Raw genomic sequence first — 23762 nt, 5'->3', positions numbered from 1 at the left:
GTCACCCGCACTTGCCGGTGCAGGCGCACTTCTTGGCTTGGGCCGGGTTCTCGAACTTGAAGCCGGCGCCTTCGCCCTCATCGACATAATCGACCTTCACGCCCGTCAACCACATGGTTGACGGCGGATCGACCAGCACCTTCAAGGCGCCGAAGGTCAGCACTTCGTCATTGTCGGCCGGTTCGTCTTCAAGGCTCATGTCGTACTGGATGCCCGAGCACGATCCGGCATTGACCGAAATGCGCAACGAGGCGGCCTGCTCGGCGCACAGCGACGACAGGACGGACACGGCTTTGTCGGTGATGGTCAGCATGGCGGGTCTCCTTGAACGGAAACGGGGGGGGCTGGTGTTTTCTAAGCAAAGGCGGTGCCAAACGAAAAAAGCGCGGAAATCCGCGCTTTGTCCGAAGGGCAGGGGCGACAATGTCGCGAACCCGACAGGGCTTTGTCAGGCCGACTTGGCCAGCAGGCTTAGGCCTTCCTCGGCGCCGAAGCAGATGACGACGTCGGTGCAGGCGGCGCAGACCGGGCTTTTGCACACCAGAACGCCTTCCTGCTGGCACAGTTCGCGATAGAAGAACTTCTTCCACTTCATGTCGCGGCTGTTGGTCAGGGCCAGCGGGCCGAAGGCGATGGCCATCAGGCGCGACAGGTCAGAGCGGTCGGTCAGGCCCAGATCCTGCCACAGATGGTTGGATTGCAGGCAACGGCGGGCGACGATATGGGCCAGCCATATTCCTTCCGGGCCGGTCAGGCTGGAATTGTCCAGCAGCAGGCGGCGCAGGTCGGGCTCCTCGATGCTGGCCGGCTGGTCGCCGTCGCCGTCGGGGGCGAAGAATTGCGCCAGATAGGCGGCCGCATGGGGGAAGTGGGCCAGGATCAGGCTGGTCAGGGCGTTGGCCGACAGGCCCAGGCGGGCATCGAGGCCGTCTTCGCCCTCGGATGCCGCCAAGGCCAGCGGACAAGCCAGAAGATGGCGGGCGAAGTCGCTGGAACGATCTTCGCCCCCCATCAGGACGCGATAGAGTGAGTGAGCATCCATCGCGATCCTCCTATGCTCAGGCGGCCGCCTGGGCCGAATGCTTCTGGGCGTTGGTGCCGCACACCGTCTCGCACGACGAGCAGCCGATGCAGGCGCCCGACTTGTCGACGGTCATCACCTTGCGCTCGACCTCGACATCGTCGTCGAACGGGTCGCACCACTCGCCCTCGTCGTCGATGCCCATCAGCTTCAGGACGCCCTGGGTGCAGACCTTGAAGCAGCGGCCGCAGCCGATGCACAGCTCCTTGTCGATGCTGTCCAGATATTGCGGAACCCAGGGGGTGCCATCGCGGGTGGTGAAGGTCACGGTCATGTCTTTGCTCCTTGTGGGCTATCAGGCGTCGGCGACGGCGGGGTAGGTCTCGATCGAGGTGACACCCTCGACGACGAGTTTTTCTGCTTTTTCAACAAGCTGCGCCAACGTCTCGAAGCCGAAACGATGGAGCTCGCGGACATGAGCCTTGACCGCGACCAAGCGGCCGGCGATCAGCAGCACCCGGCCCCAGCCTTCATGGTGGATGTTCAACATCGGCACCACGGCGCGGCCGGTGCGTTGTTCCAGTTCGATGGCGACGGCGCCATAGAACTTCTCGACCCGGGCCAGGATGTCGGGATCGGGATCGCCGAACATCGGCATCTCGCGCTTTTCGGCCTTGGTGACGATGAAGGGGGCCAGCAATTCCTCGTCGGAATCGGCGTCGAAGGCGCCGCTCCGATCCTCGGCTCGGATCAGGCGCACCAGGCTTTGCACGATCGGATGGGGAATGGTCTCGATATCCATGGTCGGTCAGCCTTCGTCATCGATGAAACGTTCGTCGCCGCCTTCGGAATCCTTCAAGGCGCGGCGCAGCCACGGCGGCGGATTGGTCTTCAGCATGGTCTGCACCCGGTCGATCACCGCGGTGATGGTTTCGTCGTTGGGCAGCTTGATGGGATGGACCTTGGCGCGAACCACTCGGGCCGCCGCCGGGCCGCCGATGGCGCGCACGAACAGCAGCGAGGTGCCGCCCAGCGCATCGATCTTGGTGGCCAGGCGGTCCTCGCCCTCGTCATGGTTGCCGTCTTCCTGGGTGACGGTGCCGAACTGCACAGCTTCCAGGAAGGCATAGGAATCCGGGCCGACATCGTAGAACAGGAAGGTCTTGGCGCTGGCGAAATGCGCATCGACGTGGGTGCGGTCGTGAGTGGCAAAGGCAAGTCGCATGTGAGCTCCTTTCACGGGTCGATGGGCGGGATCGTCAACCAGCCGCAGGCGCCGCAGCATCGGCCACCTCCATCGGATGGGGGGGCGCGGCGTGGCCGTGACCGGGATGGTCGATCAGCACGTTCGCCAGTTGGAAGATCAGGTCGCGGGTGCCGCGATAGCCGATGGTGACGCGGTGCGCGCCGCCCAGGCGGTCATAGACCGGGAAGCCGGCGCGGAAGTGCGGGATGCCCTGGTGCTGGCAGGTCAGGCGGGCATTGGTGTTGGAAATCACCAGATCGACGCCGCCGGCTTCCAGGATCTGGTCTTCCAGATCGTCGAAATCGCCGACGATCACCCGATCGCACGGCATCTCGGCCAGGAAGGGCTGGGGCAGGGTGGTAACCGCCGCCGCCAGCTCGCCGCCCATGTCGGCCAGCAACTTGCCCCAGCTCCACAGGAAATCGGGCTCGCCGGCCACCGCGAACGAGCGGCCGCCGAAATAGAAGTGGCCGTCCAGCATGGCATCGACCAGCTGGCTGCGGGCGCGGCGCAGCCGGGCCGGCACCGGCTTGCCGGCGGCGGTGGACAGGCAGACCATCAGGCGATCGACCGCTTCCAGGCCGGTCAGGCGATCGAACACCAGGAAGGGAACGCCGGTGCGTTCGTGCAGCGCCTCGGCGGCCCCGCGCATATGGTCGCCGATGGCGATGGTCAGCCGGGCCTTGCCCATGTGGCGGGCGGCCTCGATCGTGGCGCCGCCCAGGGTGGTGGGGATGAAATGGTCCGGCACATGGCCATCGACCGAGCCCGACAGGTCGGGCAGCACCACCGGCTTCAGGCCGAACATCTCGACGATGTCGCACAGATGCTCGATGTCGCCGGGGGTCAGGTGGATGCCGGGCAGGATGTTGATGCGGGCGCCGTCGGGGACCGAGCCCGAGACCGGCTCGACCAGATTGTTGATGATGGCGGTGACCGCCTTGCTCCAGCCGGTTTCCAGCGAGCCTTCGAATTCCGGCGCCGAGACCGGCACGACCTTGGTGTCGGCCAGTTCCGGATTACGGCCCAGGATCACCTTCAGGTCGCCTTCCATGTCCTCGCCGCGGGTTTCGGTCAGCGCGGTGGAAATCAGGCCGATCACCTTGGGCTTGGTGCGCTTGGCGATATTGACCAGCGCCTGCTCGACATGGTCCATGCCGCCCAGGATGGTGGAAATCTCGTTCATCGCCGTGGTCTGCAGCGGGATGGCCTCGCGGAAGTGGCGCACCAGCATCACCAGGGCGAAGGCGGTGCAGCCTTGGCTGCCATGCAGCAGCGGCATGGTCTTGTCCATGCCCATGAAGGCCATGGCCGCGCCCAGGGGGGCCGACAGCTTCAGCGGGTTCGACGAAACGGGATGTCCGTGGCTGACGATCAGGGCCATCGGCTTACTCCTCGATTTCCCAGGGAGCCGGCTTGCGGATCTGGGACCAGATGGGATTGGAAAGGGCCAGGTCGATCTGGCGCACGAGCTCCAGCATGCCGTCATAGCCGGCATATTGGTGGTGGCGTTCCTGGTTGATGTCCAACCACGGCGTCTTGGCCTTCAAGGCGACGAACTGCGAACGCCCGCCTGACAGCATGATGTCGGCGCGGCCATCCTTGAACATCTGGTACATGTCCTTGGGCGCGATGGCGTCGACCAGCTTGTCCTCGTCGCCGCCCAGGCGGTCCAGGGCCTTTTCCTTGTCGGCCTCGGTCGACTTGCGCACCGAGGTCCCGACCACTTCCATCCCCATTTCCTGCAAGGCGTGGATCACCGACCAGCTTTTGACGCCGCCGGTGTAAAGCAGCACGCGCTTGCCGGCCAGGCGGGCCTTGTAGGGCTCCATCGCCGCCCAGGTCTTGGCCTCTTCCTCGGCGATCAGGGTCTCGGTGCGGGTCAGCAGCACGGCGTCGGCGCCCCGTTCCACCAGCATGCCGGCGATGGCGCGCAAGGCTTCCGAGGTGTCGGAAATGCCGTAGAACGAGCCCTCGAAGAACGGGATGCCCCAGCGTTCCTTCATCTTGCGGGCCAGCGTCACCAGGGCCTGGCTGCACACCACCATGTTGGCGCGCGCCGTGTGGGCGGCGGCGACGTCGTTATAGCGGGCATCGCCGGTGATGGCGGTGCGCAGGCGGATGCCCAGACGGGCCAGCAGGTCGCGGACCAGATCCATCTCGCCGGCGACATTGTATTCGCCCAGGATGTTGATGTCGGTCGGGCCGGCATCGGTGGGCTCGCGGGTGCCGATGACGAAATCGATCAGCGCCTCGCCGGCCAGGCGGTTGCCCAGATTCTTCGAGCCCACGAAGCCCGGCGCCTCGACCGGGATGACCGGGGTGCCCATGCGTTCGGTGGCGGCGCGGCAGACGGCGACGATGTCGTCGCCGATCAGGGCCGACACGCAGGTCTGATAGACGAACACCGCCGGCGGATGGTGCTTGTCGATGACCCGGCGGATCGCCTTGTACAGCTTCTTCTCGCCACCATTGATGATGTCCATGTTGGAGAGATCGGTGGTGAAGCCGCGACGATAAAGCTCGGGGCCGGTGGTCCCGGTATTGCGGGTGTCCCACGAATTGCCTTCGCAGGCGATCGGCCCGTGGACCAGATGAACCACGTCGGTGATGGGCTGCAGGGCGATCTTGGCGCCGTCGAAGGCGCAGCCGCCGGCGGCGGCTCCCGGCACCAGCTGCTTGCCGCAGCCCTTCTTACGCTCGGACGCCGACTTCGCCTGATTGGTGGCGCAGCCGGGTTCGGTCATCAGGTCCTGGATCTTTTTCTTGAGCATGGGTGGCGGCCCTCCTCAGTCTTCGATCTCACTGATGCAAGGGGCGGGCCAGAAAGTGGAATGGCTCGAATCCGCGCCTTTCCGTGCTGTTGTCGGATGTCGTTGTCGGACATGCGACAAGGGGGTGACAAAAAACCCGGGGCCTTGTCGCCAAGGCCCCGGGCTATTGTGATCGTTACCGCCGCAGGGTTTAGCGGGTCAGATCGTAGGAGATGTCCGAAGAGGCATCGGCCACTTCGAAGACCCGGTCGAGGATTTCGACCAGCACCCTGAGCGCGCCCTGGTACCCGAAGGTCGGGAAGCGGTGGTGGTGGTGACGGTCGAAGATCGGGAAGGTCAGGCGGATCAGCGGGATGCCGGTGTCCTTCTCGAGGTACTTTCCGTAGGACGAGCCGATGATGAAGTCGGTCGGCTCGGTGAACAGCAGCGAGCGCAGGTGCCAGAGGTCCTTACCGGCCCACACCTGGCCTTCGGCGCCGAACGGCGAGGAAGCCAGCAGCGCCTTGGCCTTCGCTTCCCAATCCTTGCCGCCGTTGGTGGCCAGGACGTGGGTCGGCTCGCAGCCCATTTCCAGCAGGAAGGCGGTCATGGCCAGGGTGAAGTCGGGATCGCCGAACACGGCGAACTTCTTGCCATGCAGCCAAGCCTGGCTGTCGGTGATGGCATCGACCAGACGGCCGCGCTCCTTTTCGATGGAGCCGGGAATGGCCTTGCCGGTCAGTTCCGAAACCTTCATCAGGAAGGCGTCGGTGGCACCGATGCCCATCGGATAGTTGAAGGCGGCGGTCTGCTGGCCCTTGGAGGCGACCAGTTCCATGGTCTTCAGGCTGCAGAATTCCTGCAGGCTGATGGTGGCCTTGGCGTTGATGGAGTCGCGGGCTTCGGCGATGGTGGTGCCGCCGTCATACATGCGGTACTCGCCGTCGGAGGGAGTGTCGTACACTTCCGAGACGTCGCCGATCAGGGTGTATTCGACGCCCATGGTGTCGAGGTAACGCTTGATCTCGCGGTTGTTGGCGACCGCGTAGCCGTCGAAACCGGGGATGATGTTGATCTTCGAGCCCGGCTTGGCGGTCAACTGGGCTTCACGCTCCCAGAAGTACTGCAAGATGCCCTTGATCTGGTTGTCGTAGCCGGTGGTGTGGCTGCCGACGAACGAGGGCGTGTGGGCGAAGGGGACCGGGAAGTCGGCCGGAACCGATTCCTTTTCCTTGGCGGTGGCGATGAAGGCCGACAGGTCGTCGCCGATGACTTCCGCCATGCAGGTGGTCGAGACCACGATCATCTTCGGCTTATAGAGCGCATAGGCGTTCTGCAGGCCTTCGACGATGTTGGTCAGGCCGCCGAACACCGCCGCGTCCTCGGTCATCGAGTCGGCGACGATCGGCACGGCTTCCTTGAAGTGACGGGCCAGGTGCGAGCGGAAATAGGCGACGCAGCCCTGCGAACCGTGGACGTAGGGCAGGGTGCCCTCGAAACCGGCGGCGGCGAACACGGCGCCCAGCGGCTGGCAAGCCTTGGCCGGGTTGATGGTCGCGGCTTCACGGGCGAAGTTCTTTTCGCGATATTCCCAAGTCTTGGTGTACTCGGACTGGGCTTCGACGGCCTCGTCGGTCGGCCGGCACTCGAACTGGGCCTTCTTCGAGGCGAACAGCTCCTTGTATTCCGGCTCCTGGAACAAGGAAATGTGGTCTTTGACCTTGGCAGCGCTCTGGGGCATGGCACTTCTCCTTACTACCTCCCCGCGCCCCCGTTTTGTGGGCGTCACGCGGAGAGGGGTGTTTTCCGATAAACCTCTTGCCGCCCGGCTGGCGAACCGCCCCGCGGGGGGGCGGTTCTCGCCGAGACGGCGGGCTCAGGCGCCGCTCGGGCTAGCCGGTCGGCGAACCTAAGCCGACCGGTGTCAGGCAGCCTTCCAGGGAGCCTTGAACTTGCTCCAGATCGGGCTGTTGATGGCCATGTCCATGTCACGGGCGAAGATGGCGAAGCCGTCATAGCCGTGATAGGGGCCGGAATAGTCCCACGAGTGCATCTGGCGGAAGGGCACGCCCATCTTCTGGGTGGCGTACTTTTCCTTGATGCCCGAACCGACCAGATCGGGGCGGATCTTCTCGATGAACTTCTCAAGCTCGTAGCCCGAGACGTCGTCATAGATCAGGGTGCCGTCCTTGACGTAATCGGTGGTGCGCTGATAGTCGTCGTTGTGACCGAATTCGTAGCCGGTGCCGACGATGTTCATGCCCAGGTCGTCATAGGCGTTGGACACGTGACGCGGGCGCAGGCCGCCGACATACAGCATGACCTTCTTGCCTTCCAGACGCGGCTTGAACTTGGCCATGATCTCCGCGACCAGCGGCTCGTACTTGGCGATGACCTCTTCGGCCTTCTTCTGGATGGTCTCGTCGAACTGGGCAGCGATCTTGCGCAAGCTCTTGGCGATCTGGCTGGGACCGAAGAAGTTATATTCCACCCACGGAATGTTGTACTTCTCTTCCATGTGGCGGCAGATGTAGTTCATCGACCGATAGCAGTGGATCAGGTTCAGCTTGGCCTTGGGAGCGCGCTCCATTTCAGCCAGGGTAGCGTCGCCCGACCACATGCCGACCACGCGAAGACCCATCTCTTCCAGCAGACGCCGGCTCGGCCAGGCGTCGCCGCCGATGTTGTAGTCGGCGATCAGGTTGACGTCGTACGGGCCGGTTTCCCACTCGGGCTTGCTCTTCTCGAACACCCAGTCCCGGATGGCGTCGTTGGCGATGTGGTGACCCAGCGACTGGGACACACCGCGGAAACCTTCGCAACGGACCGGAACAACGGTCTTGCCGATGTCCTTGATCTTCTTCTTGGCGACGGCTTCGATGTCGTCACCGATCAGGCCGATCGGGCATTCCGACTGAACCGAGATACCCTTGTTCAGGGGGAACATCTCGTTCAGCTCGTCGATCATCTTGTCGAGCTTCTTGTCGCCGCCGAACACGATGTCCTTCTCTTGGAAGTCCGAGGTGATCTGCATGGTGACGAACGAGTCGATACCAACCGTGCCGTTGAAGTAGTTGCGGCGCTGGGACCACGAATACTGGCCGCAGCCGACCGGACCATGGCTGATGTGGACCATGTCCTTGATCGGACCCCACACCACGCCCTTCGAGCCGGCATAGGCGCAACCACGAATGGTCATCACACCCGGAACCGACTTGATGTTGGACTTCACGCCACAAGTGGAAGAACCGGCATCGTCGGTCTTCTTGACGTTGAGGTGACGGCCACGCTTCTTGGCGGCCTTTTCCGGGTACTGCTCGAGGACCTCTTTGATCAGGCCTTCGTGGAACGCAGCGTCGTTGGTTTCGTCGAGGCTCATGCCCCTTCTCCTTTCCTAGGGTTCCGCCATCCCCGCCGCCGCCATACGAGCGGCGGGGGGCGAACTACTGGGTCACGCAGGTCCGGATCAACCGGCGCAGAGGGTCTTTTCCTTGGCGGCCAGCTCGGCCAGCTGCTGCTCGTCCGACTTCATGATGCCGAACTCGAGCAGCATGTCTTCCAGCTCTTCCATGCTGATCGGGGTCGGGATGGTGCCCTTGCCGCCGTTGGCGTGGATCTTGGTCGCCAGCTGGCGGTATTCACCGGCCTGCTTGGAGTCCGGGGCGTACTGGATGACGGTCTGACGACGCAGCTCGGCATGCTGCACGCCATTGTCGCGCGGCACGAAGTGGATCAGCTGGGTGTTCAGCTTGGCGGCCAGGCTCTCGGAGAGATCCAGCTCGCGGTCGGTCTGACGCTCGTTGCAGATCAGGCCGCCCAGACGGACGCCGCCGGTGCCGGCATACTTCAGAATGCCCTTGGCGATGTTGTTGGCGGCAAACAGCGCCATCATCTCGCCCGACATGACGATGTAGATTTCCTGGGCCTTGTTTTCGCGGATCGGCATGGCGAAGCCGCCGCACACCACGTCACCCAGCACGTCGTAGGACACGTAGTCCACGTCGTCATAGGCGCCGTTCTCTTCCAGGAAGTTGATGGCGGTGATGACGCCGCGGCCGGCGCAGCCGACGCCCGGCTCGGGACCACCGGCTTCGGTGCACTTGATGCCCTTGTAGCCGATCTTCATGACGTCTTCGAGTTCCAGGTCCTCGACCGAGCCGGCCTTGGCGGCCAGGTGCAGCACGGTGTCCTGCAGCTTGGTGTTGAGGATAAGGCGGGTCGAGTCAGCCTTGGGGTCGCAGCCGACGATCAGGATCTTTTGATCCATCTCGACCAGGGCGGCCAGGGTGTTCTGGGAGGTGGTGGACTTGCCGATACCGCCCTTACCATAGAAAGCGATCTGACGAGGCATATGATGTTCCTTTCGCTAGTCTAAGCTTCCGAATGGGTCGACGGGGGCATCGGCCTCCGCCTCGGAAAGCTATGCAGCAAAGGGCGTGCCAACTTGAAAAAGTGGGCTATAAATCAATAAAAACAACTGATTAACACTGATTGTAGGTCCCGACACACCCCTGTCGGGAAGCCGACACGGTGTCGTATGCCGCACAAGGCGGGGTGGGTTTTGGTGGGGTCTCGCCTTGATTTGCTGCAAGGCACAAAGATTGCATGGTCTTTCCCGAACGTTCGGGAGCAGGCGGCAGTGAATCAATCGCCCAAAGTCAGTTTTGGTCAGTCCACCAACCTGGTTGGCTTGCCGACGGCGCTTTTGGCCAGCCGTGAGTTCAACGCCCATCCGGTGCCGCTGGACATCTCGGGTGCCCGCGAAATGAACAAGAACCTGTTCGAAATGTTGTCACATGCGCCGGATCTCGCCGATGCCGGGGTGGCCTTCCAGTCTTATATGAATGCGATGTTCGGCATCGATCCCGAGCAGCAGGAAAACAAGGGCCCGACCCGGCGTTACCGTTCGTCCTTCCTGCGCCTTTTGAAGGGCTGGGGCTATGACAGCAACAGCCACGAGGGCGCGGTGCTGAAGGGCTGGGTGCAAAGCCGGTTCGGCCTGATTCCCACCTTTCATAAGGAAGTCATCGACCGCATATCCGGTCCGGTGTGGAACACCTATGTGGAAGAGAAGATGTCCAGCCGCTTCCACAACAACTCGATCTACACCCAGCTGGACATGCTTTACACCTTCTGCCAGTGGGCGTTGCGCCATTTCGGCTCGGAGGCCAAGACCCACCACACCCTTTATCGCGGCACCAATTCCTTCGACGAACACCAGATCGTCGAGCGGATCGACAAGCGCCAGGTGGTGATGCGCATCAACAACCTGGCGTCCTTTTCCTCGGATCGCGACGTCGCCGGCTGTTTCGGCGACGTCATCCTGACCGCCCAGGTGCCGGCGGTGAAGATCGTTTTCTTCAATACCTTATTACCGGTTCATCCGCTGAAGGGAGAGGGCGAGTTTCTCGTCATCGGCGGGGAATACCTGGCTCAGGCCAGCTACATTTAGGAAAGGTCATTCGCATGTACGATGTTCCCTTGATGGATCGCGCGTTGGGCGCCTATCTGGGCTTCGCCGTCGGTGACGCCTTGGGGGCGACCGTCGAGTTCATGACCAAGGGTGAGATCCAGACCAAATACGGGTTGCATCGCAAGATGATCGGCGGCGGCTGGCTGCATCTGGCCCCGGGCCAGGTCACCGACGACACCGAGATGGCCCTGGCCCTGGGCCGGTCGCTGATCCGCAAAGGCCGCTTCGACGCCGTCGATACCTGCGAGGAATTCGCCGCCTGGATGAAGACCGGGCCGGTGGATATCGGCAACACCTGTCGGCGCGGCATTCGCCGCTATGTCATCCACGGTTCGGTCGAAGGCCCGGTGTGCGACGGCGATGCCGGCAACGGCGCCGCCATGCGGGTGCTGCCGCTGGCCCTGGCCACGCTTCACCAACAGGACCGCACCACCGACTGGACGCTTGCCCAGTCACGCATCACCCACAATCATCCCTTGTCGGATTCGGCGTCGCTGGCTTTGGTGCGCATGGTACACGCGCTGTTGTCGGGCGGCGGCATGAAGGGGGCGCGCGCCGTCGCCACCGCCCTGGTCGACGAGCACAAGACCTTCCGCTTCGAGAATTTCCGCGGCCAAAGCTCGGCCTATGTGGTCGATACCATGCAGACGGTGTTGCACCACTATTTCATCACCGATTCCTTCGCCGATTGCGTCACGCAGACGGTCAATTACGGCGGCGACGCCGACACCACCGGCGCCATCGCCGGCATGCTGGCCGGAGCGTGTTACGGCGTGGGCGACATTCCCAAGGCGTGGCTGTCCAAACTGGACAAGCACGTCGCCGAGGAAATCCGCGCCCAGGTCCCTAAGCTGATTGCTCTTGGGCAATAGAGGCGGGGCCAATAGAGGCGGGTGTGGGCGCCTTGCATGAACCGGGGTGATGGTCGTGCTTGGGGCAGCCCTCGCCGATGCCGGTTCCGTTCAGTCCGATCCACGCCGCCACCTTGGCCTCGTCCCAGCCGACCATGCGGGTGTCATCCACCTGCATCAGCGGGCGGCGGATCAGCAACGGGTCGGCCAGCAGCAAGCCCATCGCCTGGCTGGCGCTGATCAGTTCGGGAACGATTTCGCCGGACTTGACCCTGGGGCTGGCGCGGTTGAACCATTGCGCCGTCGGCAATCCGGTCATGAACGACGCCAGTTCGATGCTGGTCCACGGATGGGTCAGCAGGTCGCGAACGTCGAGGCTGTGTCCGGAATCCGACAATGCCTTCTTTTGACGTGCGTTTCCGCCGCATCCGGGCTTTTCGAAGAAAATCACATGGGCCATAGTCCCCTCCCTGATTAGGACAGCCCTCGCCGGGCGGGGCCTTCGGCCCCTTGGCCGCCGCCGCAATGGCGGCTGGTTTCACATCCGCATGCGGGCCGCGAAGGCGATGACAACGTGATGGAAAACGGGGGCGCCTCCGCCGGGAAGCGCCCCCTGTATCGATCTGCGCGCTTCCGCCACTATTGGCGCAGATCGATCTCGACACCGGGCTCGCCGGTGAACTCGACCAGGATGTCCTCGTCCTGGACCAGGTACTGACAGGCCAGACGATAGGCCGGGGGCATGTCCTCGACCTCGGCCTTGGCCAGGGTTTCCTTGCTCAGCTTGCCATTGACGGACAGGGTCAGCTTTTCCTTGTCGGTCAGATGGATGGCCTTGGGGGCGTTCTTGCCCAAGTGGGTCACCTTGATCAGGCACGAACCGCACTCACCGTCCTGGCACTGGAAGGGAATGGCGATGTTGGCGGCCTTGGCCACCGACAGAAGGGTTCCACGGTCGCCGGCCACCGCATAGACGGTGACGTCCTTGTCCAAAGTCGGGCCGCTGAAGGTAACGTTGGCCATCGATTGCGCTCCTCTCTCTTGGACCAAGATGAAGTCATCTTGGTCTGGTTCATCATTGTCCCTCGCCGGGCGCAGCCATCCGGCTGCTTGGCCGCGGCCTCAACGGCCGCTGTCGCACGATGATTTCAAACTGAAATCATCGTGCTTTAGGGTGTCGCGCCCGCAAACAAGGCGGCGACTTCGGCCAGGCTCATGTCGATCGGGGTGATGCCCTCGACCTCCAGGAACTTCAGCTCGTTGCGGGTCAGGTCTCCCACCGGGACCACGGCGAAGCGCGGCCCGCTGGAATGTTTGATGATCGAGCGGGCGAAGGTCCGCAGGATCTGGTCGTAGAACCGGCAGCCCAGGAAGACGAAGCCACGTTCCTTGCGGCGGTCCTTGACCGCCTGCGGAATGGGCAGGCCCAGGTCGATGTCGGTCAGCACCTCGACATAATCGGCGTCCGAGGCCAGCACGTCGCCGGCCGGCTGCGCCGCGCCGTGCGGCTTGTAAAGCACGGTGGCGGCCTGGGCGGCCTGGGCCTCGGTGGTTTCGGTGCCGTCGGCGCCATAGGCGCGGTACCACGGCGCGTCGCCGGTGCGCCGGGCCTTCGAGGTGCCCTGGATCAGCGCCCAGTCGGCGCGCGGGGCCAGGCATTGCGCCAGCGTGCCGTCGTACCAGGTATCGACGATCAGCGGCACGCCGGGCTGGGCGGCCAGCCAGCTATGCAGTACCGACGGCGCCGGCACCGGCTTGAACACCTCGAGCATCAGCTTGTCGAGGGTGACTCGGTGGCGGAAGGTCTCGATATACTGGGCGGTGTGCCACAGATTGTTGCGAATCCGCCCCGGAACCGCGACCCGGCTGGACAGCAGGTGGGCGAGGTCGCGGGCGCCGACCGGCACCGGGCAGGCCTCGGGCGACAGGGTCAGCACCTCGGGGCCGAGAAACGGAATCAATTGTCCGCCGGCGACCCGATGGCCGATATCGGAAACGATATCCTTAAGCGTGGCGGCGGCGTTCATGGGTTCAATCCTCGTCGTCGGCGAGCTTGCGGGCTTCGACGGTGATGGGCATGGGCGTGTCGGCCGGCATGTCGGGCATCTGGAACGACCAGCCGTTGCCGATGCGGATCACACCGCCCCACAGGCCCGGCTTCTCGGCGAACACCACCTTTTCCTCCAGGTCCTTCTTGGGGACGTAGATTTCAAAGCTGTTACCGACCTTGCGCAGGGTCACCTTCATGCCGAAGCCTCCAGGCATTCGAGTTCATGTCCGCGCATGCCTACCAGCATGCCGCGATCGACGAAGTCGATGGCGTAGACATAGAAGCGGTTGAGATAGGTCCCTACTGACTTCACATAGCCGACGTCACCGGTATGGATCAGGTAGGCGCCGATGGGCATGCCCGGATAGGTGCCGTCATTGCGGATTTCCCGCAATGACTGGACCTTGTCCCCGGCTTCGAACCGCGGCGAGGAGTAGAGTTCGCTCTCGTCGGTCATCGGCGCCTCCTGAAACGGATGTCAGCCCTGGACGATGCAGCCGTCGGTCGGGCACACCGCGGTGCACTTCGGCGCGTCGCCGTCGCATTCGGTGCAGGCCGAAGCCTTGATCACATAGACGTCGCCTTTCATCGAAATGGCGGCGTTGGGGCATTCGAATTCGCAGGCGCCGCAGGCGGTGCATTCTTCGGCGAGGATCTTCATGGCCATGATGGTTCTCCTTGGAAGGACAGGGGGGTCAGGCGATGGAACCGAGGGTCTGGCGGCCGTTCAGGCCGGCATACCAATCGGCGATGGCGGTTTCGATGTAATCGAAGGGATAGGCGTCGATGGCGGCGATGCCGGCGGCGGCCAGATCCTTCTTGGGGCACGAGCCGATCTTCGAGACGAACACCGCCGCGACACCGGCCAGGGTCGGGATAAGCTGGTCTTCCAGCACGTCCTCGTCGCCCCAGCCGCCTTGGCAGTAATTCTCGACCTTGCGGTGGCCGACGAAACGGACACCGGCCTGATCGACCTCGTAGACCTGGAATTCGGCGGCATGGCCGAAATGCTGGTTGATGCGCCCGCCGCCCTTGGTGGCGACGGCGACCAGCTGGGCCGGTGCGGCGGTGACGGTGGCGGCCAGCTCGTCCTCGGCCACCAGGACGGCGGCCCGACGATCGGCGCGCTCGCGCTCGACCACTTCACGGTACAGGCGCCGGGCCTCGGGATCGTATTCAAGGTCGGGATCGATGCTGTCCAGCATGAAATCCTGCGACAGATCCTCGCCCAGCATGCCGATGGCGTCGGCCCGGCACTGGCGGCAATGGCGCATCAGGTTGGCGCCGCCGGCCAGCTTGTCCTGCAGGTCCTTCAGCTCGGCCGGCGAGGGGCCGCGCTGGCCGGTCAGGCCGAAATGGGTACCGTGTTCCGGCGCCGAGATCAGCGGCATGACATTGTGCAAGAAGGCACCGCGCGCCTTGATGGCGGCGTTGACGTCCAGCAGGTGCTGGTCGTTGATGCCGGGGATCATCACCGAGTTGACCTTGACCAGGATACCCTTGGCGGTCAGCGCCTCGAGGCCTTCCATCTGACGCTCGTGCAGGATCTTCGAGGCGTCGAGGCCGGTATAACGCTTGCCGTTGAAATAGATCCACGGATAGATCGCGGTGCCGACCTCGGGGTCCACCATGTTGATGGTGATGGTGACGTGGTCGATATTGTGCTCGGCCAGGGCGTCGACATGGTCGGGCAGGGCCAGGCCGTTGGTCGAGACGCAGAACTTGAGGTCGGGCAGGCGCTTCTCGACCAGACGGAAGGTCTCGAAGGTCTTGCGCCAGTCGTACAGCGAATCACCGGGGCCGGCGATGCCCAGAACCGACAGCTGCGGCACCTTGTTGGCGACGGCGACCACCTTCATGGCGGCCTGTTCCGGACTCATCCGCTCGCTGGTCACGCCGGGGCGGGACTCGTTCGAACAATCGTATTTCCGGTTGCAGTAATTGCACTGGATGTTGCAGGCCGGCGCCACCGCCACATGCATGCGGGCGAAATAGTGGTGCGCCTCTTCGGAATAGCAGGGGTGGTCCTTGATCTTGTCCCACACATGGGCGGGCATGTCGTCGGGCCCCGAGGACGAGCCGCAGCTCGACTTCGACGAACAGCCACTGGCCTGAGGCTTGGACGCACCGCGCTTGGCGATGCTGTTCAGGGATACGATGTTGCTCGTCACCGGCAGCCTCCACGGATTGAGGTCTCTTGCCGATAAGCTCTGCAACGATGATGCCAACTTTAGAAGTGGCGGAATTCTGCGGTTTTTTGGGGTTTTGTCGGTTGTCGCATCCCCGACATCGCGTCGGGGATGCGACAGATCACAATTGGCGGATTTCGATGTTGTGCTTTTTCAGCGCATAGCCGATCTGGCGCGGCGTCAGGCCCAATAGGCGGGCGGCCTTGGCCTGGACCCAGCCGCAGCGTTCCATCGCCTGAATCAGGCGGCCGCGTTCATCGTCGGCGTCAAGTTCAGCCTCGTCGCCGTCGCCCGCGGAAACCGGGGCCGGCTGCGCCGCCGGGGCAGGGGCCGGGGCAGCGGCCGACGGGGCCGGATGGTGATGGTGGTGGCCCGCTTCATGGGGCTGCATCGCCGCCGCCAGGTTCGACTGGCCCGGCTTGCCGCCCCACAGGGTCGAAGACAGGCAGGTGTCACGCTTGCACGACAGGTCGATCTCGTCGATCACCCCGTCGCTGGCCATGGTCGCCGAGCGGTAAACGCAATTTTCCAATTCGCGGACATTGCCGGGGAAATTGCAGCGTTGCAGAGTCTGCAGGGCCTTGGCGGTGATGCCGACGGTGCGGCCGTTTTCCTGGTTGAACTGCTTGAGGAAATGGTCGGCCAGGGCCGGGATGTCGGCCTTGCGGTCGCGAAGCGGCGGCAGGAAGATCGGCACCACGTTCAGGCGGAAGTAAAGGTCGGCGCGGAACTCGCCCTTGGTGACGGCGGCTTCCAGGTCGCGGTTGGTGGCGGCGACCAGACGGACATCGACCTTGATGGTCTTGACGCCGCCGACCCGCTCGAACTCGCCTTCCTGCAGCACGCGCAACAGCTTGGACTGGAAGGCCTGGGAAATCTCGCCGATCTCGTCCAGGAACAGCGTGCCGCCATTGGCCAACTCGAAGCGGCCCTTGCGTTCGGCGATGGCCCCGGTGAAGGCGCCCTTTTCGTGGCCGAACAATTCGGATTCCAGCACGCTTTCCGACAAAGCCGCGCAATTGACCTTGATGAACGGCTTTTGCGCCCGCTTCGACATCTGGTGCAGTGCCTGGGCCATCATCTCCTTGCCGGTGCCGGATTCGCCGCGCAGCAGCACGGTGGCCTTGGTCGGCGCCGCCTGCTGGATCTGGCCCAGCACGTTGTTGATGGCGTCCGAGGCGCCGATGATGTCGTCCATGCCGTGCGGCGCGGCGGACGGCGCGATCTTGATGACCTGCTTTTGCAGGCGGACATTGTCCTCCATCAGCCGCTCGCGGTCGGCCAGCACCTTGCGGTACAGGCTGACGGTCTGGCCGATCAGGGTGCCGACCATGGTCAGGAAGCGGATATCGTGCTGGAAGCCGCGCAATGCCCCGCTTTCGCGGCCGCGCAGCACCGACAGCGACCCGAACGGCTTGTCGTTGGTCTTGATCGGCACGCACAGGAAGGCCAGGCTGTCGTCGTCGGGCTCCAGGAAGTCGGCGATGTAATCGGCCAGATCGGGGTCGCCGACGGCGCTGGGGACCACCATCGGCATGCCGCGATCGACCACCGGGCGGATCGCCTCGACCGGATAGCGGATGCCGCCGCTTTTGGCCTCGGCCAAAGACATGCCGGTGACGGCGGCCATGACCAGCTGGTCGTCGTGATCGGTCAGCACGATGACGCCGTGACGCATGGCCAGATAGGAAGACAGGATGTTCAGAACATCGTGCAAGGCGCGGTCGAGGTCGAAACTGGCCCCCAGAACCTTGCCGATCTCATAAATCCCGATCAGATGGGCTTCGCTGTCATCGGTCCTGATCTTGTTCACACCGGTATCCTGTGCTGGTCAATCGTGCACATAAATTAAGCATATCCCGCATATGGCTAAACAATGGGCTTCGGTCAAGCGACTGTCGGTTACAAATTCGCTGGGCCGGCGCGACGGATTGCCCCGGTGACCGGCCTCAGATGGGGGTGCGGCCGACCGGGATCAAGGCCCGTCCCCAGCCTAGCGTTTGGTTTTCAACTGGTCGATCGAGACGAATCCGGTCGAGGGCGCCTGATCCTTGAACACCTTGAACATCTTTTCCTTGACCCCGCTCGAGGTCAGAAAATCGCTGTAGGCCGAGGCCAGGCAGGTCTGGCAGGCTTCGAACTGGTCGGATTCCGCCATTTCGGCCACCTTGGCGCGGGCCATGTTCTCGTTGAACCGCTTGAGGATATGCAGGCGGCTGACGTTCAGGACCGCCTGTTCGAAGGGCACGTCCAGCGCGGCGAAGAATTCCTCGGCCGCCGACAATCCCTGCAACTTGTTCAAGATGGTGCTCATGGTCGCTGCCTTTGCCGCTGGTTTGCCGTGCCGTTATCGCAGCAAGCTTCGTGCCATACGGCCAAACACTCAGGCCGGCACCACCGCGCCGATGCTGACGCGGTTGCGACCGGCATGCTTGGCTTGGTACAGGGCGGCGTCTGCGGCGGCGACCAGGGTGTCGTGACTGCCGGATTCGTCGGGAACCGTCGAGGCGACGCCGACGCTGAGCGTGACGTGGTCGCAGGTCAGGCTGGCGCCGTGGGGCAGGGCCAGGATTTCGACGGCGTGGCGGATGCGTTCGGCCACCGCCTTGGCGGCGTCGGGTTCCGTGTTGGGCAGAACCACCACGAATTCCTCGCCGCCATAGCGCGCAGCCAGATCGCCCTGGCGGAACACCTGGGCGCCGATGGCCTGGGCGACCGCCTTCAGGCAGGCATCGCCCTTCTGGTGCCCGTAGGTGTCGTTATAAAGCTTGAAATGATCGACATCGATCAGCAGCACCGACAAGGGCGTGCCCTCGCGCTTGTTGTGCAGCCATTCGGCCTCGATCTTTTCGTCGAAGGACAGGCGGTTGGCCAAGCCGGTCAGGCCGTCCTTGACCGCCAGGCTTTGCAGGGCCATCTGGGCCAAACGCTGTTCGGTGTTGTCGCGCAAGGTTTCGACCACCGCCTGCAACACGCCGTTCTCGTCGAAGATCGGGCCGGCATCGATGGCCAGGAACAGTCGCCTCTTGACCTTGGGCATGACGCACCAGTTCTCGGCCTTCAACCCCAGCGTCCCGGTCGCGGGGTCGGAATGGGTCTCGTACAGCCGGTCAAGTTCCTCGGTGCTGCCCAGGGCCAGGATGTCGGCCAGGCAATGCCTGGGCTCGTCGTAAAAGGCCCGCCAGTGGTCCGAGGTGCCCAGAATTTCCTCGGCCATCACCCCGGTCAGCCGCTCGCAGGCCTTATTCCAGATGATGACGCGGCGTTCGGCATCCAGCACGAAGGTCGGCACCACCAGGTGCTGCATCAGACGAACGGCGAAGGCATGGCCGTCGCTCAGGTCCTGGGCATTGTCCACGTGTATTCCCCCCGGGCGCGCCTCGACAAAAGATTGGGGTCACAATAGCGCGCCCGGAACAGGTTGAGAAGAGGCGGGGGCGGGCAATTAAACCTCAAGAAAAGTGTTGGTATAGGGGTCCAGGCGGAACAACTTGCCTTCTTCCATGTTGTAGAACCAGCCGTGCAGCATCAGACGGCTTTGTTCGACCCGCTCGCGCACCCAGGGGAAAGTCATCAGGTTGGCCAGCGAGATGGCGACAGTTTCCTGTTCGCACATCCGCCGGGCCGCCTCGATGGGCTGGCCGGCCGACAGGGTCAGGGCCAAGGCCCGGTCGCGGGCGGCCCGCGCGATGGTCATCCAGCCCTTGATGAAGTCGGTCTGGTCGCCCGACTGGTTTTCCACCAGCGCGCGGACGCCGCCGCACTGGGCGTGGCCCAGCACCACTACATGCTCGACCTCGAGGCCGCGCACGGCGAATTCCAGCGCAGCCGAGGTGCCGTGATGACCCTCGTCGGGAGCATAGGGCGGGATCAGGTTGGCGACGTTTCTCAGCACGAACATCTCGCCGGGCTGGGCGTCGAACAAGATGGCCGGATCGACGCGCGAATCGCAGCAGCCGATCAACAGCACTTTCGGAGTTTGTCCTTGTTGGGCCAGGGTCTCGAACAGGCCCCGGTTCTGGGCAAAATTCGTTTCGCGGAATCGGCGGAAACCATCGATCAGCTTGTCCATGTGGTCCTCCCAGGTGACAATCGGTGGCCTGTTTATCATGATCGGGCCGGCGACCAAAGGGAGTCATTGATGTTCATCTTGTCCAAAGTGGTTGGAATCCTTACAAATCCGACCAATTTGGCGTTCTTGATCATGGGCTTGGCGACCATTCTGCTGCTGACGCGCTGGCTTCGGCTGGGGCGGACCATCCTGCTGTGGGAATGCCTGGCGCTGCTGATCGTGGCGGTGTCGCCGCTCGAGGAATGGTTGATCGCCCCGCTCGAGGACCGCTTTCCCCCGCCGGCCAAGCTGGAGCGGGTCGATGGGATCGTCGTCTTAGGAGGCGCCATCGATCCGGTCGGCTCGGCCTTGCGGGGGCAGCCCAATGCCGGCGGCGCCATCGACCGGATTACCGCCATGATCGAATTGTCCCGGCGCTTTCCCGATGCCACGGTGATCTTTACCGGCGGCTCCGGCAGCCTGAGCGAGCAAGACTATAAGGAAGCCACCGCCGTCCGTCAGTATCTCGCCCAACTGGGCATCGATGGCAGCCGCATCCTTTACGAGGAGCAATCGCGCAATACCCGCGAGAACGCTGCTTTCTCCCTGCCGCTGGCCAATCCCCGGCCGGGTCAGGTGTGGCTGCTGGTGACCTCGGCCAGCCATATGCCGCGCTCGGTTGGGGTGTTCCGGGCCGCCGGCTGGCAGGTGACCGCCTGGCCGGTCGATTACGCCACCAACGGCACCGCCAGGGTGGCGGGCCTACACTTCAACCTGCCGGCCGGGCTGGGGGTGCTGGGCGCCGCCCTTCACGAGTGGATCGGGCTGGTGTCCTATCGTCTGCTCGGCTGGACCGCCGATTGGTTCCCGGCACCGTGACGGTTGCCGGGCTTCGATCGAATGTGGCACAACGGCGCGGTCTTTCGCGGTCGAGGTATTCCATGCGTATTCTGGTGGCGGCACTTCTGGTGGTGGGTTCTTTGGGGCCGGCCATGGCGCAAGAGCCCGCGCGCGATTTCCAAACCTGGCTGAAGGAGGTCGAACGCGACGCCCTGGCCCAGGGGATCAAGGCCGAGACGGTGGAAACCGCCCTGACCGGAATCCAGCACATCGACAAGGTGGTCGAGCTGGATCGTCGTCAACCCGAGTTTACAATCACCTACCAGCAATATATCGATCGCGTGCTGACGCCCTCCAAGGTCGAGCGAGGCCGCAAGCTGTTGGCCGAGCATCGTGCCGTTCTGTCCGAGATCGAGCGGCGTTATCACGTCCAGCCCAAGTATGTGGTGGCCTTATGGGGCATCGAGACCGATTTCGGCCGGGTCACCGGCGGCTATCCGGTGGTCTCGGCCCTGGCCACCCTGGGGTTCGACGGTCGCCGCTCGGCCTATTTCCGCGGCGAGCTGATGAACGCCCTGAAGATTCTGGATGAAGGCCATATCGCGCCATCGGCCATGCTGGGCTCGTGGGCCGGGGCCATGGGGCAGTGCCAGTTCATGCCGTCCTCGTTCCTGCGTTTCGCCGAGGATTGGGACGGCGACGGCCGACGCGACATCTGGGGCACCAAGCCCGACGTCTTCGCCTCGGCGTCCAACTACCTGCTGCGGTCTGGCTGGAACGGCGACGAGACCTGGGGCCGCGCCGTCACGCTGCCCAAGGGCTTCGACACCCGGCTGGTCGGCCTGGACACCCGGAAAAGCCTGGCCGAGTGGAGCGCCCTGGGCCTGACCGCCGCCAACGGCAAGAAACTGCCCAAGGCCGACCTGCAGGCGTCGGTGATCTATGCCGAGAACGGCAAGGGGCCGACCTTCCTGGTCTACGAGAATTTCCGCACCATCCTGAAATGGAACCGATCGACCTATTTCGCTCTGGCCGTCGGCCATCTTGCGGAGCGGATCGGCGCCAAGTAGACTACCACATCTTTGGGTGACGGCCGAGGGGGCAACTAGATGATGCGGGCGACACGGCATAGGCCGCGATCCTGGGCGGCGCTGCTGCTGTCGGCCACGCTGCTGACCGGCTGCTCGGAGATGAATCTGTTCGGCCACATGGCCAAGCGGGCCGCCGGCGACGACCCGCCGCCGGTCGGCGGAGCGGCCCCCAATTACAAGATCGGCAAGCCCTATCAGGTCAAGGGCGTGTGGTACTATCCGCGCGAGGATTGGGATTACGACGAATCCGGCATCGCCTCGTGGTACGGCCCCGACTTCCACGGCAAGCAGACCGCCAACGGCGAGGCCTTCGACCAGAACGCGGTGTCGGCGGCGCACAAGACCCTGCCGATGCCGTCGGTGGTGCGGGTGACCAATCTGGAAAACGGCCGCGCCCTGGTGATCCGGGTCAATGATCGCGGCCCCTTCGCCAACGGCCGGGTCATCGACCTGTCGCGCCGCGCCGCGCAATTGCTGGGCTTCGAGGGGCAGGGCACCGCGCGGGTGCGGGTGCAGATCATGCCCGAGGAAAGCCGCGCCCTGGCCGGCAAGCTGAACACCTCTCCGGCGGCCGGCGGCCGCGAGCCGCAAGTGGCAGCCGCCCCGCGCGAGAGCGTGACCGCCGAGACCCTGCCGGCGCCGGGCAGCCGCGAGGCGCCGCGCACCATTTCCAACGGCACGGTTTCGTCGCCGGCCGAGGCCCGCAACGCCCAGGCGCTGGCGAAGGCCGAACGCGCCCTGGCCAACCCGGACGTCCAGATGGATTCGGTCAAGGCGACCAACCTGTTCGTCCAGGCCGGCGCCTTCAGCCGTCACGACAACGCGCTGCGCCTGCAGGCCCGCCTGTCCGGGGTGGGCCGTCCGGTCATCTCGCAGACCCACGTCAAGGGCCAAACCCTGTTCCGGGTCCGCTTCGGCCCGCTTTCCAGCGTCGAAGAGGCCGACCGCCTGCTGGAATCCGTTATCGCCACCGGGCAGCAGGATGCCCGCGTCATCGTCGATTAATTGAACCGAGGACTTTTCCGTTGAAGATCAATCCGTTGCCGCCCATCCGCCTGCTGGTTCTGGCCCTGTGCCTGGTGGTCGCCGTTCGTCCGGCCGCCCAGGCCGAGCCGCTTGAGACCTCGGCCCGCCAGGCCATCATTCTCGATTATCGCACCGGGGCGATCTTGCTGGAAAAGAACGCCGACGAGCTGATGGCGCCGTCGTCGATGAGCAAGCTGATGACCGCCTATCTGGTGTTCGAGAAGCTGAAGGAAGGCAGCTGGAAGATGGACGACCGGCTGCCGGTGTCGGAAACCAGCTGGAAGCGCCATTTCAAGTCGGGCGGCTCGTTGATGTTCCTGCCGGTCGGTTCCGAGGCCAAGGTGTCCGACCTGATCCGCGGCGTCATCATCCAGTCGGGCAACGACGCCTGTTCGGTGCTGGCCGAGGCCCATTCCGGCACCGAGGAAGCCTTCGCCGAATTCGCCACGCGGCGCGCCCGCGATCTGGGCATGCGCAACACCACGCTTCGCAACGCGTCGGGCTGGCCCGACCCCGAGCATCTGACCACCGCGCGCGACCTGTCGATCCTGGCCCGGCGCCTGATCACCGACTTCCCGGAATATTTCCCGATCTATTCGGAACGGGAATTCGTCTTCAACAACATCAAGCAGGGCAACCGCAACCCGCTGCTGTACGGGGTGTCGGGGGCCGACGGGCTGAAGACCGGCCACACCGAACTGGCCGGTTACGGCCTGGTCGGCACCGTCAAGCGCGGCGAACGTCGGCTGATCATGGTGATCAACGGCCTGAAGTCGATGAAGGACCGCGCCGAGGAAAGCCAGCGCCTGATCGAGTGGGCCTATCGCGAATTCGAGAATTACGCCCTGTTCAAGGTCGGCGACGTCGTCACCGACGCCGAGGTGTGGCTGGGCGAACAGGCCACCATCCCGCTGGTCGCCGCCGAGCGCCTGGAAGTGACCATGCCGCGCCGGGCTCGCCAGGGCATGAAGGTGACGGCGGTCTATACCGGCCCGATCGCCGCGCCCATCCGTCGCGGCGAGGTGGTCGGCAAGCTGGTGATCACCGCGCCGGGGATCGAGACGGTGGAACTGCCGCTGGCCGCCGGTGCCGATGTCGCCAAACTGGGCGTGATCGGCCGCATCAGCACGGCGTTGCGCCATATCCTGTGGGGGCCGAAGGGCTAGAATTG

Annotated in this window: 27 protein-coding genes; 6 read left to right on the top strand and 21 right to left on the bottom strand. The window is 64.1% G+C overall.

Translation table 11 applies throughout. The features are described from left to right. Position 1: 1 nt before the first annotated feature. From A6A05_RS16725 to nifH, 10 genes are all read right to left on the bottom strand, one after another. Positions 2–313, bottom strand: a complete 312-nt coding sequence (locus A6A05_RS16725) for a HesB/IscA family protein (RefSeq protein ID WP_068503781.1) — start codon at positions 311–313, stop codon at positions 2–4. 135 nt (positions 314–448) lie between these two features. Then, positions 449–1042, bottom strand: coding sequence for a nitrogen fixation protein NifQ (locus A6A05_RS16720; protein ID WP_068503779.1), 594 nt, complete (start codon positions 1040–1042; stop codon positions 449–451). Between the two features lie 16 nt (positions 1043–1058). Continuing rightward, positions 1059–1355 carry a ferredoxin III, nif-specific gene (gene fdxB / locus A6A05_RS16715; RefSeq protein ID WP_068503777.1) on the bottom strand — a complete coding sequence of 99 codons (297 nt, stop codon included), beginning with the start codon at positions 1353–1355 and terminating at the stop codon, positions 1059–1061. Between the two features lie 21 nt (positions 1356–1376). Next, the gene (locus A6A05_RS16710; protein WP_068503774.1) at positions 1377–1823 is read right to left on the bottom strand and encodes a NifX-associated nitrogen fixation protein; all 447 of its coding nucleotides are present in this window, start codon (positions 1821–1823) and stop codon (positions 1377–1379) included. Between the two features lie 6 nt (positions 1824–1829). After that, positions 1830–2246, bottom strand: a complete 417-nt coding sequence (nifX, locus tag A6A05_RS16705; RefSeq protein WP_068503773.1) for a nitrogen fixation protein NifX — start codon at positions 2244–2246, stop codon at positions 1830–1832. 34 nt (positions 2247–2280) lie between these two features. Further along, positions 2281–3651, bottom strand: coding sequence for a nitrogenase iron-molybdenum cofactor biosynthesis protein NifN (gene nifN / locus A6A05_RS16700; protein WP_068503771.1), 1371 nt, complete (start codon positions 3649–3651; stop codon positions 2281–2283). A gap of 4 nt (positions 3652–3655) precedes the next feature. Next, complete coding sequence (gene nifE, locus A6A05_RS16695) at positions 3656–5041, bottom strand: nitrogenase iron-molybdenum cofactor biosynthesis protein NifE (protein WP_068503769.1); 1386 nt, start codon at positions 5039–5041, stop codon at positions 3656–3658. A gap of 190 nt (positions 5042–5231) precedes the next feature. After that, a complete protein-coding gene (gene nifK / locus A6A05_RS16690) occupies positions 5232–6761 on the bottom strand; it encodes a nitrogenase molybdenum-iron protein subunit beta (protein WP_068503767.1) in 1530 nt (509 codons plus the stop codon). Positions 6762–6944: 183 nt separating this feature from the next. Next, positions 6945–8399: a nitrogenase molybdenum-iron protein alpha chain gene (nifD, locus tag A6A05_RS16685; RefSeq protein ID WP_068503765.1), complete on the bottom strand. Its 1455-nt coding sequence runs from the start codon at positions 8397–8399 to the stop codon at positions 6945–6947. A gap of 87 nt (positions 8400–8486) precedes the next feature. Further along, a complete protein-coding gene (gene nifH / locus A6A05_RS16680) occupies positions 8487–9371 on the bottom strand; it encodes a nitrogenase iron protein (RefSeq protein WP_068503763.1) in 885 nt (294 codons plus the stop codon). A 339-nt stretch (positions 9372–9710) separates the two neighbouring features. Between nifH and A6A05_RS16675 the strand changes: the two genes are divergently transcribed. Both A6A05_RS16675 and draG read left to right on the top strand, forming a co-directional pair. Continuing rightward, on the top strand, positions 9711–10472 hold the full coding sequence (locus A6A05_RS16675; RefSeq protein WP_425411946.1) for an NAD(+)--dinitrogen-reductase ADP-D-ribosyltransferase: 762 nt from the start codon (positions 9711–9713) through the stop codon (positions 10470–10472). 14 nt (positions 10473–10486) lie between these two features. After that, the gene (draG, locus tag A6A05_RS16670) at positions 10487–11365 is read left to right on the top strand and encodes an ADP-ribosyl-[dinitrogen reductase] hydrolase (RefSeq protein WP_068503757.1); all 879 of its coding nucleotides are present in this window, start codon (positions 10487–10489) and stop codon (positions 11363–11365) included. Here the strand turns inward: draG and A6A05_RS16665 are convergent. The 11 genes from A6A05_RS16665 to A6A05_RS16615 all read right to left on the bottom strand — a co-directional run bounded on the left by A6A05_RS16665 (position 11340) and on the right by A6A05_RS16615 (position 19655). Further along, positions 11340–11804, bottom strand: a complete 465-nt coding sequence (locus A6A05_RS16665; protein ID WP_068503755.1) for an ArsC/Spx/MgsR family protein — start codon at positions 11802–11804, stop codon at positions 11340–11342. The two genes, draG and A6A05_RS16665, sit on opposite strands and share 26 nt — an antisense overlap. A 179-nt stretch (positions 11805–11983) precedes the next feature. Further along, positions 11984–12367: a 2Fe-2S iron-sulfur cluster-binding protein gene (locus A6A05_RS16660; RefSeq protein WP_068503753.1), complete on the bottom strand. Its 384-nt coding sequence runs from the start codon at positions 12365–12367 to the stop codon at positions 11984–11986. A gap of 146 nt (positions 12368–12513) precedes the next feature. Next, a complete protein-coding gene (locus A6A05_RS16655) occupies positions 12514–13371 on the bottom strand; it encodes an SIR2 family protein (RefSeq protein ID WP_068503751.1) in 858 nt (285 codons plus the stop codon). Between the two features lie 4 nt (positions 13372–13375). After that, positions 13376–13591: a putative nitrogen fixation protein NifT gene (gene nifT, locus A6A05_RS16650; protein WP_068503750.1), complete on the bottom strand. Its 216-nt coding sequence runs from the start codon at positions 13589–13591 to the stop codon at positions 13376–13378. Further along, positions 13588–13851, bottom strand: a complete 264-nt coding sequence (locus tag A6A05_RS16645) for a nitrogen fixation protein NifZ (protein WP_068503748.1) — start codon at positions 13849–13851, stop codon at positions 13588–13590. Before A6A05_RS16645 ends, nifT begins: the two co-directional genes overlap by 4 nt. Positions 13852–13872: 21 nt before the next feature. Beyond that, the gene (locus tag A6A05_RS16640; RefSeq protein ID WP_068503746.1) at positions 13873–14061 is read right to left on the bottom strand and encodes a 4Fe-4S dicluster domain-containing protein; all 189 of its coding nucleotides are present in this window, start codon (positions 14059–14061) and stop codon (positions 13873–13875) included. A 28-nt stretch (positions 14062–14089) separates the two neighbouring features. After that, positions 14090–15565, bottom strand: coding sequence for a nitrogenase cofactor biosynthesis protein NifB (nifB, locus tag A6A05_RS16635; protein WP_068503744.1), 1476 nt, complete (start codon positions 15563–15565; stop codon positions 14090–14092). Positions 15566–15704: 139 nt separating this feature from the next. Further along, positions 15705–17396, bottom strand: coding sequence for a nif-specific transcriptional activator NifA (nifA, locus tag A6A05_RS16630; protein WP_068503742.1), 1692 nt, complete (start codon positions 17394–17396; stop codon positions 15705–15707). Positions 17397–17576: 180 nt separating this feature from the next. Next, positions 17577–17897: a nitrogenase-stabilizing/protective protein NifW gene (gene nifW, locus A6A05_RS16625; protein WP_068503740.1), complete on the bottom strand. Its 321-nt coding sequence runs from the start codon at positions 17895–17897 to the stop codon at positions 17577–17579. 69 nt (positions 17898–17966) lie between these two features. After that, complete coding sequence (locus A6A05_RS16620) at positions 17967–18941, bottom strand: sensor domain-containing diguanylate cyclase (RefSeq protein ID WP_245644334.1); 975 nt, start codon at positions 18939–18941, stop codon at positions 17967–17969. Between the two features lie 87 nt (positions 18942–19028). Further along, a complete protein-coding gene (locus tag A6A05_RS16615) occupies positions 19029–19655 on the bottom strand; it encodes a carbonic anhydrase (RefSeq protein ID WP_068503736.1) in 627 nt (208 codons plus the stop codon). 69 nt (positions 19656–19724) lie between these two features. On the opposite strand from A6A05_RS16615, the gene A6A05_RS16610 reads away from it, so the two are divergent. The 4 genes from A6A05_RS16610 to A6A05_RS16595 all read left to right on the top strand — a co-directional run bounded on the left by A6A05_RS16610 (position 19725) and on the right by A6A05_RS16595 (position 23757). Then, a complete protein-coding gene (locus A6A05_RS16610; protein ID WP_068503735.1) occupies positions 19725–20513 on the top strand; it encodes a YdcF family protein in 789 nt (262 codons plus the stop codon). A gap of 62 nt (positions 20514–20575) precedes the next feature. Continuing rightward, entirely contained in the window at positions 20576–21544 is a 969-nt protein-coding gene (locus A6A05_RS16605) for a lytic murein transglycosylase (protein ID WP_068503733.1), read from the top strand. A gap of 39 nt (positions 21545–21583) precedes the next feature. Then, on the top strand, positions 21584–22570 hold the full coding sequence (locus tag A6A05_RS16600) for a septal ring lytic transglycosylase RlpA family protein (RefSeq protein WP_068503732.1): 987 nt from the start codon (positions 21584–21586) through the stop codon (positions 22568–22570). Positions 22571–22590: 20 nt separating this feature from the next. Continuing rightward, on the top strand, positions 22591–23757 hold the full coding sequence (locus A6A05_RS16595; protein ID WP_245644333.1) for a D-alanyl-D-alanine carboxypeptidase family protein: 1167 nt from the start codon (positions 22591–22593) through the stop codon (positions 23755–23757). Positions 23758–23762 lie beyond the last annotated feature (5 nt).

This window comes from Magnetospirillum moscoviense (genome assembly GCF_001650635.1).
In the GTDB taxonomy this organism is placed as follows: domain Bacteria; phylum Pseudomonadota; class Alphaproteobacteria; order Rhodospirillales; family Magnetospirillaceae; genus Magnetospirillum; species Magnetospirillum moscoviense.
The sequence above is the reverse complement of the archived record's forward strand: the minus strand, read 5'-3'. Positions and strand labels throughout refer to the sequence as shown.

Coding starts and splice junctions, on each gene's coding strand:
- A6A05_RS16725 (WP_068503781.1), bottom strand. CDS start 313: ATGCTGACCATCACCGACAAAGCCGTGTCCGTCCTGTCGTCGCTGTGC.
- A6A05_RS16720 (WP_068503779.1), bottom strand. CDS start 1,042: ATGGATGCTCACTCACTCTATCGCGTCCTGATGGGGGGCGAAGATCGT.
- fdxB (WP_068503777.1), bottom strand. CDS start 1,355: ATGACCGTGACCTTCACCACCCGCGATGGCACCCCCTGGGTTCCGCAA.
- A6A05_RS16710 (WP_068503774.1), bottom strand. CDS start 1,823: ATGGATATCGAGACCATTCCCCATCCGATCGTGCAAAGCCTGGTGCGC.
- nifX (WP_068503773.1), bottom strand. CDS start 2,246: ATGCGACTTGCCTTTGCCACTCACGACCGCACCCACGTCGATGCGCAT.
- nifN (WP_068503771.1), bottom strand. CDS start 3,651: ATGGCCCTGATCGTCAGCCACGGACATCCCGTTTCGTCGAACCCGCTG.
- nifE (WP_068503769.1), bottom strand. CDS start 5,041: ATGCTCAAGAAAAAGATCCAGGACCTGATGACCGAACCCGGCTGCGCC.
- nifK (WP_068503767.1), bottom strand. CDS start 6,761: ATGCCCCAGAGCGCTGCCAAGGTCAAAGACCACATTTCCTTGTTCCAG.
- nifD (WP_068503765.1), bottom strand. CDS start 8,399: ATGAGCCTCGACGAAACCAACGACGCTGCGTTCCACGAAGGCCTGATC.
- nifH (WP_068503763.1), bottom strand. CDS start 9,371: ATGCCTCGTCAGATCGCTTTCTATGGTAAGGGCGGTATCGGCAAGTCC.
- draG (WP_068503757.1), top strand. CDS start 10,487: ATGTACGATGTTCCCTTGATGGATCGCGCGTTGGGCGCCTATCTGGGC.
- A6A05_RS16665 (WP_068503755.1), bottom strand. CDS start 11,804: ATGGCCCATGTGATTTTCTTCGAAAAGCCCGGATGCGGCGGAAACGCA.
- A6A05_RS16660 (WP_068503753.1), bottom strand. CDS start 12,367: ATGGCCAACGTTACCTTCAGCGGCCCGACTTTGGACAAGGACGTCACC.
- A6A05_RS16655 (WP_068503751.1), bottom strand. CDS start 13,371: ATGAACGCCGCCGCCACGCTTAAGGATATCGTTTCCGATATCGGCCAT.
- nifT (WP_068503750.1), bottom strand. CDS start 13,591: ATGAAGGTGACCCTGCGCAAGGTCGGTAACAGCTTTGAAATCTACGTC.
- A6A05_RS16645 (WP_068503748.1), bottom strand. CDS start 13,851: ATGACCGACGAGAGCGAACTCTACTCCTCGCCGCGGTTCGAAGCCGGG.
- A6A05_RS16640 (WP_068503746.1), bottom strand. CDS start 14,061: ATGGCCATGAAGATCCTCGCCGAAGAATGCACCGCCTGCGGCGCCTGC.
- nifW (WP_068503740.1), bottom strand. CDS start 17,897: ATGAGCACCATCTTGAACAAGTTGCAGGGATTGTCGGCGGCCGAGGAA.
- A6A05_RS16615 (WP_068503736.1), bottom strand. CDS start 19,655: ATGGACAAGCTGATCGATGGTTTCCGCCGATTCCGCGAAACGAATTTT.
- A6A05_RS16610 (WP_068503735.1), top strand. CDS start 19,725: ATGTTCATCTTGTCCAAAGTGGTTGGAATCCTTACAAATCCGACCAAT.
- A6A05_RS16605 (WP_068503733.1), top strand. CDS start 20,576: ATGCGTATTCTGGTGGCGGCACTTCTGGTGGTGGGTTCTTTGGGGCCG.
- A6A05_RS16600 (WP_068503732.1), top strand. CDS start 21,584: ATGATGCGGGCGACACGGCATAGGCCGCGATCCTGGGCGGCGCTGCTG.